11 protein-coding genes are annotated in these 17,327 nt (G+C 63.7%); 9 read left to right on the forward strand and 2 right to left on the reverse strand.

Annotation, left to right across the window (positions count from 1 at the left end; all coding sequences use genetic code 11):
• The first annotated feature begins 102 nt into the window (after positions 1–102).
• The 6 genes from ptsP to HNQ40_RS00155 all read left to right on the forward strand — a co-directional run bounded on the left by ptsP (position 103) and on the right by HNQ40_RS00155 (position 11,870).
• The gene (gene ptsP, locus HNQ40_RS00130) at positions 103–1,875 is read left to right on the forward strand and encodes a phosphoenolpyruvate--protein phosphotransferase (RefSeq protein ID WP_184675171.1); all 1,773 of its coding nucleotides are present in this window, start codon (positions 103–105) and stop codon (positions 1,873–1,875) included.
• A 249-nt stretch (positions 1,876–2,124) separates the two neighbouring features.
• Complete coding sequence (locus HNQ40_RS00135) at positions 2,125–4,608, forward strand: ribonuclease E/G (protein WP_184675173.1); 2,484 nt, start codon at positions 2,125–2,127, stop codon at positions 4,606–4,608.
• A gap of 72 nt (positions 4,609–4,680) precedes the next feature.
• The gene (gene dxr / locus HNQ40_RS00140; protein WP_184675175.1) at positions 4,681–5,904 is read left to right on the forward strand and encodes a 1-deoxy-D-xylulose-5-phosphate reductoisomerase; all 1,224 of its coding nucleotides are present in this window, start codon (positions 4,681–4,683) and stop codon (positions 5,902–5,904) included.
• Between the two features lie 21 nt (positions 5,905–5,925).
• Complete coding sequence (locus HNQ40_RS00145) at positions 5,926–8,055, forward strand: site-2 protease family protein (RefSeq protein WP_184675177.1); 2,130 nt, start codon at positions 5,926–5,928, stop codon at positions 8,053–8,055.
• Between the two features lie 154 nt (positions 8,056–8,209).
• Positions 8,210–10,423, forward strand: coding sequence for a YidC/Oxa1 family insertase periplasmic-domain containing protein (locus HNQ40_RS00150; protein ID WP_184675179.1), 2,214 nt, complete (start codon positions 8,210–8,212; stop codon positions 10,421–10,423).
• Between the two features lie 43 nt (positions 10,424–10,466).
• Positions 10,467–11,870, forward strand: coding sequence for a tRNA modification GTPase (locus HNQ40_RS00155; RefSeq protein ID WP_246402724.1), 1,404 nt, complete (start codon positions 10,467–10,469; stop codon positions 11,868–11,870).
• A 20-nt stretch (positions 11,871–11,890) separates the two neighbouring features.
• Here HNQ40_RS00155 and HNQ40_RS00160 read toward each other — a convergent pair whose 3' ends face one another.
• Positions 11,891–12,505, reverse strand: coding sequence for a TlpA family protein disulfide reductase (locus HNQ40_RS00160; RefSeq protein ID WP_184675187.1), 615 nt, complete (start codon positions 12,503–12,505; stop codon positions 11,891–11,893).
• A 76-nt stretch (positions 12,506–12,581) separates the two neighbouring features.
• Between HNQ40_RS00160 and HNQ40_RS00165 the strand changes: the two genes are divergently transcribed.
• Positions 12,582–13,430, forward strand: coding sequence for an MBL fold metallo-hydrolase (locus HNQ40_RS00165; RefSeq protein WP_184675189.1), 849 nt, complete (start codon positions 12,582–12,584; stop codon positions 13,428–13,430).
• A gap of 171 nt (positions 13,431–13,601) precedes the next feature.
• Positions 13,602–15,020 carry a B12-binding domain-containing radical SAM protein gene (locus HNQ40_RS00170; RefSeq protein WP_184675191.1) on the forward strand — a complete coding sequence of 473 codons (1,419 nt, stop codon included), beginning with the start codon at positions 13,602–13,604 and terminating at the stop codon, positions 15,018–15,020.
• A gap of 12 nt (positions 15,021–15,032) precedes the next feature.
• Here the strand turns inward: HNQ40_RS00170 and trpC are convergent, their stop codons facing one another.
• Positions 15,033–15,842: an indole-3-glycerol phosphate synthase TrpC gene (trpC, locus tag HNQ40_RS00175; RefSeq protein WP_184675193.1), complete on the reverse strand. Its 810-nt coding sequence runs from the start codon at positions 15,840–15,842 to the stop codon at positions 15,033–15,035.
• 58 nt (positions 15,843–15,900) lie between these two features.
• Between trpC and radA the strand changes: the two genes are divergently transcribed.
• Positions 15,901–17,322 (forward strand): DNA repair protein RadA, encoded by a 1,422-nt coding sequence (radA, locus tag HNQ40_RS00180; protein ID WP_184675195.1) that lies wholly within the window; start codon positions 15,901–15,903, stop codon positions 17,320–17,322.
• The last annotated feature ends 5 nt before the right edge of the window (positions 17,323–17,327 follow it).

Raw genomic sequence — 17,327 nt, forward strand, 5'->3', positions numbered from 1 at the left:
TTCGGCTTAACCCAAATCCCTCGAATGACTCGCAACGCCGCGGCCCCACCCGCGGCGTTGTGCTTTAACAATCGATAACCGTTTAGCGGTTATCCTATTCGTATGCTCGTGAAGAAAGGCATCGCGGTTTCGCCCGGCGTGGCGATCTATAAGGCGGTGGTCCTCGACAATGAGGACCGACCGGTGCCGCGCCGTACGATCCCCGTGGCGTTGATCGACCACCACATCCGGCGTGTCGATAGCGCATTGGAAGAATCGATCAAACAGATCACCGAGGTCCACCAGCAAACCACCGAGACGCTGGGCGAAGAGCTCGCCAAGATCTTCTCGTTCCACCTGGGCATGCTCGCCGACCCCGCGCTGACCGATCAGTTCCGGGCGATGGTGCGTAAGGAGCGGGTCACCGCCGAGTACGCCGTGTACTCGGTGATGACGACCTACGCCCAGACGTTTCTAGCCCACGAGAACAGCTACTTCCGCGACCGCGTCGGCGACATCTACGACCTCAAACGCCGTGTCCTGCGTCAGCTCATCACCTCGGGCACCAACGACCTGTCCAAGGTCGATGCGCCCTCGATCGTGATCGCCCAGGACCTCACGCCCAGCCAGACCGCGGCGCTCGACAAATCCAAGATCATGGGCCTGGCGACCGACGTCGGGGGCCGCACCAGCCACACCGCCATCCTCGCCCACGCCCTGGGCATCCCCGCCATCGTCGGCCTCGAAGACCTCACCCAACGCGTCGAATCCGGCGACACCGTCATCATCGACGGCCACCGCGGCGTCATCATCGTCGAACCCGACGCGGGACAGCTGCTCGAATACAAGCAGGAAGTCCGCCGGATCAAAAAGCTCGACGCCGAGCTTGGCAAGCTCCGCGACCTGCCGGCCGTCACCAAGGACGGCACCGAGATCTCGCTGCTGGGCAACATCGAGTTCCCCACCGAAGTCCCCGATGCCCTGGAAAAAGGTGCCGTGGGCATCGGGCTCTACCGCACCGAGTTCCTCTACCTCTCGGCCGAGCACGAACCCACCGAAGAGCAGCAATACGACAGCTACGTCGAAACGATCCGCAACCTCGGCGGCAAGCCGTTGACAATCCGCACCCTCGACCTCGGGGCCGACAAGATCCCCGAGAGCGCCGAGCTGGCTGCGCCCATGCTGAACGAACGCAACCCGTTTCTGGGCCTGCGTTCGATCCGGCTGTGCCTGCAAAACCTGCCGATGTTCCGCACCCAACTCCGCGCAATCCTGCGGGCGAGTGCCGAGGGGCCGGTGAAGATCATGTTCCCGCTGATCTCCAGTGTGATGGAGCTGCGGCAGGCGAAGATGATCCTCCAGGATGTGAAAGAAGACCTCGACGACCAGGACATCCCGTTCGCCGAGAACATCCCCGTCGGGATGATGATTGAGGTGCCCTCCGCGGCCCTCCAGGCCAAGACGTTCAGCAAGGAAGTCGACTTTTTCAGCATCGGGACCAACGACCTGATCCAGTACACCGTGGCCGTTGACCGGGCCAACGAGCGGATCGCCAACCTCTACTCCGCGGGCCACCCGGCGGTGATCCAGCTGCTCAAGGACGTGATCCGCGCAGCCGATAGAAGCGATACAGACGTCAGCCTCTGCGGCGAGATGGCGGGGCAGCCCGAATTCATTATGCTGTTGCTGGGTTTGGGGCTCCGCAGCTTCTCGATGACCCCCCCGGCGATCCCGGAGGTCAAGAGACTGATCCGGAGCGTCAGCCTCGACCAGTGCCGACGCGTGGCCCGAAAGGCCGTCGGCTTTGATTCCGACCGTGAAGTGTTGAACTACCTCAGGGATGAGGTCAACAAAGTCATGCCCAAGGCGTTCGATGGACGTTCCATCGGATTCTGACCTCGCCCCGCGAGCAGAACACGCCGAACATTAAAACTGCCAAGCGTTTCGATCGCCGGGCGAACCTGCCCGAGGCTCGAGCGAAACCAAGGCCCAAGACAAGGAAGTCGACGCGTTTCAGTGATGAATGAACAGTTCCGCGTGATTAGTAAAGATCATTCTGCGCTTGCGATGCAAATCGCGGTGTTATGTCTTTCCACTCGTCACTGATCACTGTTTACTCATCACTGGATCGCGTCGCGATCCCCGATGCCTACAACCGAAATGCTCATCAACTACGTCCCCGGCGAGGAGTGTCGCATCGCCATCGTCGAGGACGGCAAGCTCGAGGAGTTCTACCAGGAACGCGCCTCGACCGAGTCCCACGTCAGCAACATCTACAAGGGCCGGGTTACCAACGTTGAACCCGCCATCCAGGCCGCGTTTGTCGACTTCGGCCTCGAGCGCAACGGCTTCCTGCACATCTCCGACCTGCACCCGAAATACTTCCCCGGCAAAGACCGCGAAGAGTTCGAGAAGGTCGGCCACAAGACCGCCCGCCACGAACGCCCGCCCATCCAGAAGTGCCTCAAGCGCGGCCAGGAAGTCCTGGTCCAGGTCCTCAAAGAAGGCATCGGCACCAAAGGCCCCACCCTCACCAGCTACCTCTCCATCCCCGGACGCTTCCTGGTGATGATGCCCGACATGCAGCGTCTGGGCGTCTCCCGCAAAGTCGACGACGACGACGCCCGCAAGGAGATGCGCGACATCCTCAAAACGCTGAACCCGCCCAAGGAGTTCGGCTTCATCGTCCGCACCGCCGGCATCGGCCAGACCAAGACCGACCTCAAGCGCGACCTGTCGTACCTCCAGCGTCTGTGGAAGAACATCGAACGAAAGCGCAAGCAGCGCGGCAAGTACGGCGAACTCTACGCCGAGTCGGACCTGGTCATCCGCACCATCCGCGACGTGTTCAGCAGCGACATCGACCGCATCGTCTGCGACGACCTCACCGCCGCCCGCCGGGCGCGGGACTTCCTGGCCGTGGCCAACCCGCGGACCAAGTCCAAGGTGGTGCACTACGACGACCCCGTGCCGTTGTTCCACCGCATGGGCATCGAGGAACAGCTCGACAACATGAACTCACGCGAGGTGCCGCTGCCCTCGGGTGGTGCGCTGGTCATCGACCCGACCGAAGCTTTGGTCGCCATCGACGTGAACTCGGGCAAGTCCCGCGCGGCGAAAGATGCCGAGACCAACGCCTACAAGACCAACCTCGAAGCGGTCGACGAGATCGCCCGGCAACTCCGCCTGCGCGACCTCGGCGGGCTGGTGGTGCTCGACCTGATCGATATGCGGCCGATGAAAAACCGCAAGGCCGTCGAGTCGCGGTTCCGCAACAACCTCAAGAAAGACCGGGCCCGCACCCGCATCGGGCCGATCTCGCAGTTCGGCCTGCTGGAGATGACCCGCCAACGCATGCGGCCGTCGCTGGTAAAGTCGATCTACCAGGAGTGCAGCCATTGCAACGCCCGTGGCTACAGCATGAGCCCCGAATCGGTCATCCTCAGCGTGATGCGCCGCCTGGCCCTGGTCATGCACCGCGATGATGTGGCCAGCATCGAGCTGACGATCAGCCCGGACGTGGCCTTCCACATCCTCAACCGCAAACGCGGCGAGCTCGTCCAGCTCGAAGCAAAGTACGGCAAGACCGTGATGGTCCGCGTCGGCGGCAACACCGTGGACTTCGTCAAGATCACGGCGATGAACGAAAAAGGCGTCGTGCTCCCCACCGACCCCGAAACCTACAAGCAGCGGCTCAAGCCGACCACCGACACCAGCTTCCGCGAACTCGCCGAGGCCGAAGTGGTGGAGCTCGAAGAGTTCGAGGAACTTGAGGAAGAATCGGCAGAAGAATCCAACGCCGAGTCTGGCAAAGCTTCGACCGAGACCGAATCGGATGCCGCCGAGGAAGACGGCGAAAAGAAATCCTCCGGCAAGTCGTCCCGCCGGCGCCGCCGCGGCCGCAAGAAGAAATCAGAGCAAGCCGAGGAATCTACAGAGTCCGAAGCCCAGGCCGATACCCCAGTCGAAGCCGAGGCCGACGATTCAGCCGGTGAAGCGGGTGACGATTCGGATGGCGAAACCACCGAGAAGCCCAAGCGCCGACGCCGTCGTCGCCGCGGAGGCCGGGGACGGAACAAGAATAAGGACGCACAACCTTCCGCTGAAGACGACGCGCCGACGGAAGATGAAGCCGCCGAAACCTCAGAATCCGAGGCCGTAGCCGACGAGGCGGAACAGGCCAGCGAGTCCCAAGACGCCGAAGGTTCCGAAGAAGAAGCCGCGCCCAAGAAACGGCGTCGGCGTCGCTCGCGGGGCAAGAAAAAATCCGCTTCGACGGACGCCCAAGCCAATGAAGGCGACGAGGCGACTTCGGACGAAGACCAGCCCGACCCTCCGCAGCCGGACACCAATGAAAACGCTTCGGAAATCATGGTCGACGGCGAGCCCACCAAGAAAAAACGCAGCCGTCGAACCCGAAGCAAGAAATCCAGCAAGGCGAAAGAACCCGCGCTGCCCCTGGATGAATTCGGCGACGTCAACGGCAACGTGAAGGTCGCCGAGGATGGCAAGCCCGTCGCAGCCGCCTCCGAAGGCAACGCCAAGTCCAAGGGTTCGATGAAGTCCACCAAGAAGAAAAAACCCCTCAAGCCCGGCCGGGGTTACGCCAACCGTATCGTCAGCGGATAACTCCGCGTCCACGGTTGATCAACCGACAGCCCGTCGAAATCCAACACCCCTGATCCGTCAGCCCGGACCCGTATGGCCCAACCCCACCCGCCGACTTCTGCTCAGGACCCCCGCCCCGCCGACGCGTCCCCGCGTCGCGTGGTTGTGTTGGGCTCCACCGGCTCAATCGGCGTGAACACCCTGGCGGTCATCGAACACCTCACCCGCACCGGGCGGTGCCCGTTCGAAGTCGTCGGCCTCGCGGCGTCCCGCAACGCCAAGCAACTGGCCGAGCAGGCCCAGCAGTTCGGCTGCCCCGCGGTGGCCATCGCCGACCCGCTCAAAGCCTCGGCACTCTCCGCCGATCACGTCTTCGCCGGCGCCGACGCCGCTCAGCAACTCGTCGAGCACGCGAAGCCTGATCTGGTCGTCTCGGCGATCGTTGGGGCCGCAGGCCTGCCCGCAACCGTGGCCGCCATCAAGCAGGGCTGCACCGTCGCGCTGGCCAACAAGGAAACGCTGGTGGCCGCGGGTGACTGGGTGATGCCATTGGCCCGGGAGCACGACGCCGCCCTGCTGCCCATCGATTCCGAGCACTCGGCCATCTTCCAGGCCCTTGGTCAAACCACCGACACCACCGGCGTCCGCCGTGTGGTCCTCACCGCCTCGGGCGGCCCCTTCCGGGATTGGCCGGCCGAGAAGATGCGCGACGCTACACCCGAGCAGGCCCTGAACCACCCCACCTGGGACATGGGGCCGAAGATCACCATCGACTCGGCGACGATGATGAACAAGGCCCTGGAGATCATCGAGGCCCACCACCTCTTCGACCTGCCCCCGGAAAAAATCGAGGCGGTGATCCACCCCCAATCGGTCGTGCACAGCTTCGTCGAGTTTGCCGACCACAGCGTGCTGGCCCAGCTCGGCCCGCCGGATATGCGGACACCGATCCAGGTCGCCCTGACACACCCCGAACGTCTGGCCGGATGCTCGGACCAACTCGACTGGAACAAGCTCCGCCAACTCGACTTCCATCCCCCCGACGGCGAGCGATTTCCCGCCCTACCATTGGCTTACCAGTGCATCCGTGCAGGCGGTACCGCTGGAGCGGTGTTGAACGCCGCCAACGAAGTCGCGGTTCAGGCGTTTTTGGAACACCGCATCCGCTTTGGGCGTATCGTAGAGCTGGTTGGGGAAGCGTTAACCGCGATCCCCGCAGTGCCGATCAAGACCCTGACGGATGTGTTTCAGGCCGACCAGCAGGCCCGTGATTTCGTCTCCGAACAACTCAAGGCCCCCGCCACCTCCGATTCCTGATCCCCCACGCGACCCACCTCCATGATGAGCGCCATCTTCAGTAACAACATCACCGCCGTCATCGCCCTGATCCTGGGCTTCGGCTTCCTGATCTTCGTCCACGAACTGGGCCACTTCGCCGTCGCCAAGTGGGTCGGCATCCGTGCCACCCAGTTCGCCATCGGCTTCGGCAACGCGATCGTGTCGTACCGCAAAGGCATCGGCTTCCGTGCCGGCGGCACCGAGAAGGAATACATCGCCCGGGCGCTCGATGCGCTCAAAGAAGAAGGCAAGTCGATCGACGGACTAGACGAGCACAAACGCAACCAGATGATCATGGAGAAGGCCGACGAGCTCGGCCTGGGCGAAACCGAATACCGCTGGAACACCCTGCCCCTGGGCGGCTACGTGAAGATGCTCGGCCAGGAAGACATGGACCCCTCGGCCCAGTCCGACGACCCCCGATCGTTCAACCGCAAATCCATCGGCGCCCGCGCCGCGGTGATTTCCGCCGGCGTGATCATGAACCTGATCTTCGGGTTGATCTTCTTCATCATCTGCTTCCAGATGGGCGTGAAGTTCCCCGCTGCGGTGGTGGGCGGCGTTGAGATGGATAAGCCGGCCAACACCACCTATGCCGAGGGGCACGAAGGCGATCCGGCCTACCGTGGACTTGAGCCGGGCGACGTGATCACCCACATCAACGGCAAGCCGATCACCGACATGGCTGAGGTCCGCATCGCCACGGCCCTGGGCAAGGGCGGTAAGCCCGTCGAGATGACCGTGGACCGCGAGGGCGAAGCCGCACCATTGACCTTCAACATCACGGCTGTCGCTTCCGAAGCCAACGAAGGCCTGTTGTCGGCTGGAATCGTGCCAGCGGATACGCTCACCGTCGGCGAAAGCCGTGACTCAGATCGTGTCGGTGAAGCTGCCGTCACGAAGGGAAGTGTTTTCGATGGCATCGGCATTGAGCCGGGCATGGTCGTTGCATCGATCAACAGCCAACCGGTAGAAAACTACGGCCAGTTCCACCGGGCATTCCAAGGATTGGAGAGCCCGCAGGTCGAAATAGGCTTCGGGAATTCCGCGGGCAACGCGGTCGTGATGGCCAATACCTTGGCCCGTCCTTCGTTGGTCCGCACCAAGGTCGGTGAAGATCAGGTACGCAATCTGCTGGGATTGCGCCCCGTCACGAGTATTCCAGGCGTGTCCGATGACAAGCCCGCAAAGAAGGCCGGGGTTGAACCCGGCGACCAGCTAGCCCAACTCGGCTCACTAAACTGGCCCGCCGTTGAAGACATCGAGGATGTCGTGAAAGGCGCCAACGGCGAGGCGCTGGATATCGTGGTGCAGCGCGACGGAAAGCTCGTTGACCTCGGTCAGGTACAACCAAGACGCAACCTGATCGGTGTGAATTTAGCTCCTGCGACCAGCCTCCCGCGGGTTGCTTCGGTGATCCGTGGATCGGTTTTCGATCGTGCCGCAACGGACCGCCCGCTCCCACCCGGCTCGCGGCTGATCGCTGTGAACGACCGCGAGGTTGCAAACTGGACCGAGTTCCAACACGCCGTATCCGATTCGCTCCGCGCCGAGGGGCAACCGGCCAACATCGAACTGACTTTCGCGATCAACCTCGGCGACCAACAGTCGACCGAGACCTACAACCTCGCGCTCACCGAGACAGAACTCGGCACACTCCGTGAGACGCTCGCCTGGCTGCCCCCGAGCGGGTTCGCCCTCGAGCCGTTGATGACCACCGTCAAGGCAAGCAGCCCTATCGAGGCCACCCAGATCGGCATCGATAAAACCGGGCAGTTCATCCAGCAGACCTACATCACCCTGCTTCGCCTGATCCAGGGCACCATTGGCGTCAAGAACCTCCGCGGCCCGGTCGGCATCGTCGACGAGGGCTCCAAAGTCGCCAAGCAGGGCATGGCGTACTACCTGTTCTTCCTCGGGCTGATCAGCGTCAACCTCGCGGTGCTGAACTTCCTGCCGATCCCGATCGTGGACGGCGGGCTGATGGTGTTCCTGATGATCGAGAAGATCAAGGGGTCGCCGGCGAGCCCGAAGGTGCAGACCGCGGTGGCCCTGGTGGGCCTGGTCGGGCTGGCGTGCGTGTTTCTCTACGTCACGTTCAACGATATCTCGCGGATCGTGACCGGCTGAGACGCTCATTTCGGATTTCGGAGTGTGGATTTCCGACTAACCCGCCGCTCGTGGCCGGGCGCGGCTGTGAAATTCGCAATCCGAAATCCCAAATCCGAAATCGCTCCTCAGGTATACTGCCCCGCTTCACCAAGCTCCCCTGAGGTTTTGATTGATGAGACTGCTGGTCCCGATCGTTGCAATCCTGATTGGCCTCGCGTTCGCGTTTGCGATCGCCACCGGCCGCTCGGGCACCGACGCCCCGCCGATCCCCGCCGACGACGAAACGACCGAGCAGGTCGCGTCCGCCGAGGACGCCCCCGAAGCCGCCGATCAGCCGGAAGCCGACCCCGGCGACCAGCCGGAGCAGGCCGCGCCCACCGAAGGCGCGACACCCGACCCGGCGGTGGAACTGGCCGGACTCAAGGCCGTGCCGACCGACTCCCCGCAGGCCCCTGCGCTGGGCGCTACCAGCGACGAGAGCCCGTTCAAGTTCCGCATCGAGTTCACGTCCTACGGCGCGGGCCTCAAGAAGATCACGCTGACCGACTACGACCAATTCGTCGATCCGCCCAAGGAAGGCGAAGCCAAACCCGCCTACCACCTGATGGACGTCAACCAGGGCGTCGCGGAAGGCGCCGCCCCCGCGTTCTACCCCTACGCCGCCCAGGCCGTGACGATCAACGGCCAGAGCGTTCGCCTCGACGGCGTGCAGTGGGCCGCCGACGACGTGGTCCGTGGCGACGCCAGCCACTCGGTGACCTACCGCCTGCCCGTCGTGGGCGCCGACGACCAACTCGTCGCCGAGGTCGTCCGCACCTGGACCGCATCGGCCGACAGCTACGACCTGTCGCTCAAGCAGCAAATCCTTAACCACACCGACGCCCCGCTCGAGGTCAGCTTCCAGCAGTACGCTCAGGGCGATGTCCTGACCGACCTCGGGGCCTACCTAGGCGACCGCCGGATGTTCATCACCGGGCACTTCCGCGACGAGAAGCCGCCCAAGTTCGGCATCTACGTCGACGACAGCTTCATCCCCCGCAACGACCTGATCAAGCAGAAGCGCACGCTCTGGCCCAACGAAGACCTGCCGGTCCGCAAGAACCCCCGGCTGGCCTGGCTCGCCGCGGAGAACCGCTACTTCGCGGTGATCACCCACGCGCCCGTTCCCGAAAGCGCCACCGTCACCGCCGACGTGCCCGAACTCGACGGCACGTTCCCCGCGGTGTCCTACCGCGTGCTCGATCAAGAGATCGACATGCCCCAGGCCGACAAGCAGCGCATCGCGGTGCAGCTCGGCAGTGCGGCCCACACGGTCGCCCCCGGTTCGTCGCTCGCGCTGGACCTGGCGGTCTACGCCGGTCCGCGGAAGAAGGCCGTGCTCGACGAGGCGCCCTACAGCCTGATGCACTTCGACAAGCTCATCCGCTACGAGCTGGGCTGCACCTGGTGTACGTTCCAGTGGCTGGCCAAGGGGCTCTTGGGCTACCTCAAGGGCCTGAACTGGCTGGTCAAAGACTGGGGTATCGCGATCATCATCCTCGTGCTGACCGTGCGTCTGCTGCTGCACCCGATCACCAAGCGGGCGCAGACGAACATGATGAAGATGAGCAAACAGATGGGCAAGCTCCAGCCGGAGATGGCAACGCTCAAAGAGAAGTACAAAGACGACCCCACCGCGCTCAACCGCGAGACCATGAAGCTCTACCGCGAGGCAGGCATCAACCCCGCGAACATGCTCGGCTGCCTGCCGATGCTGCTCCAGACGCCGATCTGGATCGCGCTCTACGCCATGCTCTACTTCGCCATTGAGCTCCGCCACGAGCCGGCCTTCTACGGCGTCTTCCAGTCGATTTCCGGCGGTGCTTGGCACTTCCTTGAAGACCTGTCGGTGAGCGACAACTTCATCCGCTTCATCCCCCCCGAACAGCCCGCCTACAAGCTGACTTGGCTGCCCTTTATCGAGCCGGAGTTTCGTAGCCTCAACGTCCTGCCGCTGCTTATGGCCGTGGTCTTCTTCTTCCAGATGAAGCTCACCACCCCGCCGCCGCAAACCGATCAGCAGCGTCAGCAACAGATGATCATGAAGTTCATGCCCTTCATGTTCCCGATCTTCCTCTATTCAGCGCCGGCGGGCCTGACGCTGTACATCTGCTGCTCCACCTTTGCGGGCATCGTCGACAGCTACATCGTCCGCAAACACGTCCGCGAGCAGGAAGAGGCCGGCACGCTGTTCGAGAAGAAGCCGGTTAAGCCCGGCGGCTTCCGCGACCGCATGCAGAAACGCTTCGAGATGGCCGCCCAAATGGCCGCCGAGCGCCAGGCCGAGATCGAGAAGCAGAAGAAAGCCAGCGGCGGCGGTAACAAGAACTACAAGAAGCGGAAGTAACGGCGGCCTTTGGCCTTCAGTGATGAGTGAATAGTAAACAGTGATGAGTACGCAGCCGACTAAGGCCAATGATTCTGGCTCCCAGCGACTTCACTCGTCACTCGTCACTCGTCACTCGTCACTCTCGAACGACACCATCGTCGCAGTGAGCTCGCCGCCCGGGCGCTCGCCCCGGGGACTGGTCCGTCTCGCGGGACCCGAGGCGCTTGCGCTGTTAGAACAGTTGATCGGCTCGCTGCCCGAGCCCCGGCGTATTGCGTCACAGACTCTCAGCCACGCTGATCTGCCCGCAATCCCCGTAATGGCCATGACTTTTCCCGGGCCACACAGCTACACCGGCGGCGATGTCGCCGAGCTGCAACTGCCCGGCCACCCCGCCCTGCTCGACCGTGTGATCCATTCGGCGCTCGGCCTGGGCGCTCGCCTTGCCGAGCCGGGCGAGTTCACCTTCCGGGCCTACGCCGCCGGCAGACTGGACCTGACCCAGGCCGAGGGCGTCGCCGCGACGATCAACGCCATCAGCGACGGCCAACTCGCCGCCGCCACCCACCTCCGTGAGGGCGAGCTGGCACGGTTCTCCACGAAGCACGTCGATCGGCTGGGCAATCTCCTGGCTCTGGTCGAAGCGGGCATCGATTTCGTCGACCAGGAAGACGTGGTCCCGATTGCGCCGCGTGATCTGGCCCGACACCTCGGCGAACTGCAAACCGAACTTTCAAGCTTGCTGCAGCAAAGCCGATCGTGGGGCGCAGTCGAAGCGCTGCCGCGCGTCGTGTTGGTCGGCCCGCCGAGCGCGGGCAAGTCCACCCTGTTCAACTCCCTCTTGGGCCACCCCCGCGCGGTGATCGACGCCGATCCGGGCACCACGCGCGATGTGCTGGCCGAGCCGATGGACCTTGGCGGTAGCGAAGTGATGCTGGTCGATGTCGCCGGGCTGGAGTCGGCCGAGTCGTCGCTGGATCGCGATGTGCAGCAGCAGGCCCGAGACGCCATCCGCACCGCCGACCTGCTGCTTGTCGTGGGCGAGGCTGCGGAACTGGACCACGCGAACTGCCCGCAACTGAGGATTCAAACCAAGTGCGACCTCTCCCCCGAACCGATCTCCGGCAGACCAGACACGGACATGCTCCGTGTCAGCGGCATGACCGGCGAAGGTCTCGATGCGCTGCGACAGGCGATCCAACAACGCCTCGGCGAACGGGCGGTTAGTGTGCAGGCCAACATCCTCGCACTCCAGCCACGTCATGAGTCCGCGCTACGTGACGCGCTCGCCGGGCTCGAAGATGCGCTCCTGCACGTCGCTCCTGAAGCCCACGCGCTCGACGAGATCGAACTCGTCGCCGGCTCGATGCGGCAGGCCCTCGACCTGCTCGCAGGCCTCGGCGGACAGCTCACGCCCGACGACGTCATCGGCCGGGTGTTCTCAACGTTCTGCGTCGGGAAGTAACCCAATCCTCTTGTTCCCGCTCAAGGTAACGATGTTTCGGGGGCGGGTTGTTCTTCTAGCAACCAAAGCACCGCTTCTTCCAATTTCTCGGGGTGTAGCCCCACCGCGCGGATGACACCTTTGCGATCGACCAACGCATAAGTGGGCATCCACATCACACGCCACCACTCACCAAACGCGCCCGAAGGGTCCCGCGCCGTGGGGTAGTCCATCGGGTGCTGGTTCAGCACCTGGTCATATTTGTCCTGGCCCCGCTTTGATCCGCAAACACCCACGATCATCACGCCTTGATCGCCGTACTTCGCCAAGAGCGCATGGCGTTTAGGCAGCGATTCGAAGCACGGCACGCACCACGTCGCCCAGAAATCCACCAGCACAATCTTGCCTTGAAGGTCTTCCAGCGTCGGCTCGCCGTTCCGCCAGTCCTCAACCCACAGCGGCGGCATCGGCTGGCCCACCAACTCGTCCTGCAAGGCTCGTTGCTTCTCCGTCCCAAAGAAAAACGCTTGGGGCATCGACTCGACCGCGATCGGCGTCACCAACGCAGGCATCGTGGGGGTTTGTGGTGAGGGCTCCTCACACCCCGGCATCAGAAACAACACCAGGAAAATCAAGATCGTGACACGGCTCATCATGCGTAAGCGGATCGTAGCAGGCCGAACCTGTCTCCGGTGATTTGGTCCATCCTCAGGCTCCCCCTACACTCCTGCCATGCCTCTTGAACTCCTCTTTCTCGGCTCGGGCACCAGCGCGGGCATCCCCATGATCGGCTGCGGCTGCGCGGTCTGCCGGTCCGACGACCCGCGTGACAAGCGGGACCGCCCCAGCGTGCTGATCCGCTACGACGACCCGTCGCTGACCGTCGAAGACACCCACACCGAATTCAACCCCAAACAGACCGGCCGACGTCAGATCCTCATCGACACCGCCCCGGACATGCGGCAGCAGATGATGCGCGAGTCCATCAGCCGACTCGACGCCGTGATCTTCACCCACGCCCACGCCGACCACACGTTCGGCCTCGACGACCTGCGCCGCTTCAACGCCGTGATGAACACCGCCCTCGATGTCTACGCCGAGCCCGACGTCATCCATCAGCTCCAATCCACGTTCCGCTACATCTTCGAGCCGCACACCAACGTCAACAAATCCTTCATCGCCAACCTCATCGCCCACCCGATCGACGAACACGAGCCGCTGAACTTCTTCGGTGCGACCTGGACGCCCCTGCGCCTGATGCACGGCAGGCTCCCGGTGCTCGGCTATCGCATCGACTTCGCCGGACGCTCGATCGCGTACTGCACCGACGTCTCGACCATTCCCCCCGACACCTACCCGAAACTGCAGAACCTGGACGTCCTCGTCCTCGACGCCCTCCGCTACCGCCACCACCCCACCCACCTCACCGTTGACCGCGCGGTTGAGATCATCGAAGAGCTCCAACCCAAGCAGGCGTATCTCACACACATCGCCCACGACATCTCCCACGCCGAGCTGTCGCCGCGGTTACCGGAAGGCATCCAACTCGCTTTCGATGGGTTGTCGGTCCAACTCGATTAGGTGGATTCCCATCTTTGACAAAGTCGGTTCATCCTTCGAACTGAGGTGAGTGCCATCCCGTAACACGAGTGGGCAACACGCCGTACTTCAAGTTGTTGAACAGCTCAGATCACTCCGCCACGCCCACGCCGTGGGCGCGATGGTTATAGCCTTCCAACACCAGGGGCTCACATGCAAGTCAAGATGATTCTTCCGGCACTGACCGAAGCCAAGAGCCCGTACTGGCGGCCCATCAAATACTCGCTGTTTCCCCCGTTGGGTCTGGCAACCCTCGCCGCTTTCCTCGATGAAGAAGATGAAATCACTCTGATCGATGAACACGTCGAAACGCTGACGTTGGACGACGAACCCGACCTGGTCGTCATTCAGGTCTACATCACCAACGCGTTTCGCAGCTACGCCATCGCCGATCACTACCGATCCAAAGGGATCCACGTCTGCCTCGGCGGGTTGCACGTTACGTCGTTGCCCGATGAAGCCGCCGCCCATGCCGACACGATCTTCCTCGGGCCGGGGGACCACACGTTCGCCGAGTTTCTCAAGGACTTTGGTGCCGGACATCCGTTTCCTCGCTACGAAGACCGCCGGCGTTCGATCGTGGAGCTTCCTCCGATCCGCCGGGACCTGATCAAGCGATCGCGGTACCTCGTGCCCAACTCCATCGTGGTCACCCGCGGCTGTCCGCACCACTGCGAGTTCTGCTACAAGGACGCGTTCTACCGGGGCGGACGATCGTTTTACACCCAGACCGTGGACGATGCGTTGGCGGAGATCGATCGCCTGCCGGGTCGGCACCTCTACTTCCTCGACGACCATCTTCTGGGCCATCCCAAGTTCGCCCGGGAACTGTTCGAGGGGATGCGTGGGATGAATCGGGTGTTTCAGGGGGCCGCCACGGTCGACTCGATCCTGCGCGGCGACCTCATCGAGCGGGCCGCCGACGCGGGGTTGCGCAGCCTGTTCGTCGGGTTCGAAACGATCAACGAAAGCAATCTGCACCTGAGCAACAAGCGGCAGAACCTCGGCCGGGACTACGACGCCGCGATCCGTCGACTCGACAGCCTGGGCATTATGGTGAATGCGAGTTTCGTCTTCGGTTTGGATGACGACGGGCCGGACGTCTTCGACCGCACCGTGGATTGGGCAGTCAGCCAAGGTGTCACCACCAGCACCTTCCACATCCAGACGCCTTACCCCGGCACCGATCTTTTCGCTCGCATGGAGCGCGAAGGCCGAATCTTGCACCGCGAGTGGGACCGTTACGACACCCGCGAAGTGGTGTACGAAACCCGGGGCATGTCTGCGGAAAAACTCAAAGCCGGTTACGACCGGGCCTACCGCGACTTCTACAACCTGCCCAACATCTGGGAGGCCAGCCGACACCACGCCACGCTCAAGCACCGCGCCAAGCACTTTGCTTATGCCGCGGGGTGGAAACGTTTTGAGTGGTTCTGGAATTTCCTGATCAAGACCGGCACCGTCGGTGCGATGCGACCGGCGTTGGAAGGCGTGCTGTCGGCCGTTCGGCGGGACGGCAAAACGCCAGCCGTTCCGATCCGCGACCTGGTGCAACTCACGGTCAGCCGATGACGGCCGCCCTCGTTAGGCCGACTCGCCGATGAGTTCTCGGAGGGCTTCTCCGACATCGGGCTGACGCATGAGGTGCTCGCCCACCAGCACGCGGTGGACGCCGGCCTCGGCGAGGCGTTGTATGTCCTCGTTGGTGCGGATGCCCGACTCGCTGACGAGGATGTCGGTGTTGGGGACTTCTTTGAGCAGCTCCATCGTGTGGCCGATGTCGGTGGTCATGGTCTTGAGGTTGCGATTATTAATGCCCAGGAGCTGGTAGCCCGGATGGGGGAAGCCGACGTGGGACTGGACCTGGATGAGCGACTCGTAGTCGTGGACCTCGACCAGCGCGGTGAGCTTGAGCTCGGTGGCGAGGATGAGCAGGTCGATCATCTGCGCCTCGCCCAGGCACTCGGCGATCAGCAGAATCGCGTCGGCACCGGCGGCGCGGGCTTCGTAGATCTGATACGGGTCGACGATGAAGTCCTTCCGCAGAACGGGCAGCGGGACCACCTTCTTGATCTGCTGGATGTATTCGAGCTTACCCTGGAAATACTTCTCGTCGGTCAGGCAGGAAAGCGCCGCCGCTCCGTTCTCGTGGTAGGCCCGGGCGATGGCGACCGGGTCGAAGTCCTCGCGGATCACGCCGGCCGAGGGGCTGGCTTTCTTGACCTCGGCGATGACGCGGAGCTTACCCTTGGGGCGGGTCACGGCGGCGAAGAAGTTGCGCGGCGGTGCGGCGTCCTGGGCCGCGGCCTTGACGTCTTCCAGCGGGCGGGACCGGCGGGTGGTCTCGACTTCGAGGCGTTTGTCGTTGACGATCTGGGACAGCATGTCACTCATGGGCCGCACAGGATAGCCGATCCCCGCCGGGCGATCTCCGATCCGGTATCTTCCACGGATGGCCAAAGCGAAATCCCAATTCATCTGCCGCAGCTGTGGCGCGATCTCCCCGCGATGGATGGGCAAATGCCCTGAATGCGGGGAGTGGGACGGCCTGGAGGAAGTCAAAGCCACCGGCAAGGGCGCCGGGCTGGACCCCCACCGCGGGATCGCCCCCGCCACGGACGGCGAGCAGGCCCAGGCCAAGCCGATCACCGACATCGTGGACGAGGACGAGGCGGGCCCGGGCCGGATCGCGACGGGCATCGGCGAGTTCGACCGCGTGCTGGGCGGGGCCGAGTCGATGCGGGGGATCGTCCCGGGCAGCGCGACGATGCTGGGCGGCGACCCGGGTATCGGCAAGTCCACCCTGATGCTGCAAGCCGCGATCGTCTTGGCCCGACGAGGCCAGACCGTGCTGTATGTCACCAGCGAGGAATCGGCGGGCCAGCTCCGTCTGCGGGCCGAGCGGTTGGCGGCGGCTCCCAGTGGCCGCGAGGGGGAAACCGGACTACCCCCCGAACTGTTTGTCCTGGCGGACACGAACCTCGCCCGCATCGCGGCGCAGGCTCAGAAGATCAAGCCCGCGTTGCTGGTGATCGACTCGATCCAGATGGTGTACAAGGGCGACCTACCCGCGGCCCCGGGGAGTGTGACGCAGCTTCGGGCGTGTTGCCTGGAGCTGGTGTATCACGCCAAGTCCACGGGCAGCGCGTTGATGCTGGTTGGTCATGTCACCAAACAGGGCGCTTTGGCTGGCCCACGCTTGCTCGAGCACATGGTCGACACTGTGCTCTACTTCGAGGGCGACCGCTACCACAGCCACCGTGTGATGCGCGGCGTGAAGAACCGCTTCGGCAGCACGCTGGAAGTCGGGCTCTTCGAGATGACCGACCGTGGCCTGATGGAAGTCCAGGACGGCGCGGGCCTGCTCGCGGCGGAGTACCAGCCACGCAGCGGCAGCGTCGTCTGCCCGGTGTTGTCGGGCACGCGTTGTCTGCTCATCGAGATGCAGGCCCTCACCGCCACGGGGTTCCTCGGCTCGGCCAAACGGAAGGTCTCCGGGCTCGACCGGTCGCGGCTGGACATGCTCATCGCAGTGCTCGAGAAACGCGGCGGGCTGCGGCTGGCGGACCAGGACGTCTTCGCCTCCAGCGTCGGCGGGGTCCGGGTGGGTGAGCCCGCAGCGGACCTGGCGGTCGCGCTCGCCATCGCCGGTGCCCACCTGGAACGGCAACTCGATCACGGCACGTGCGCCGTCGGGGAGATCGGCCTGGGCGGGGAGATACGCGGCGTGCAGCAGGCCGAGCGTCGCATCGTGGAGGCGACGCGGATGGGATTCAAACGGATTATCTGTCCGGACGCCCGTTGGCCGAAGGTAAAGGGAGCCGAGCTGGTGCCGGTGAAGACGCTGGACCACGCGTTGCAGCAGCTAAACTAATCCCG

Origin of the sequence: Algisphaera agarilytica, assembly GCF_014207595.1 — a bacterium.
Taxonomy (GTDB): domain Bacteria; phylum Planctomycetota; class Phycisphaerae; order Phycisphaerales; family Phycisphaeraceae; genus Algisphaera; species Algisphaera agarilytica.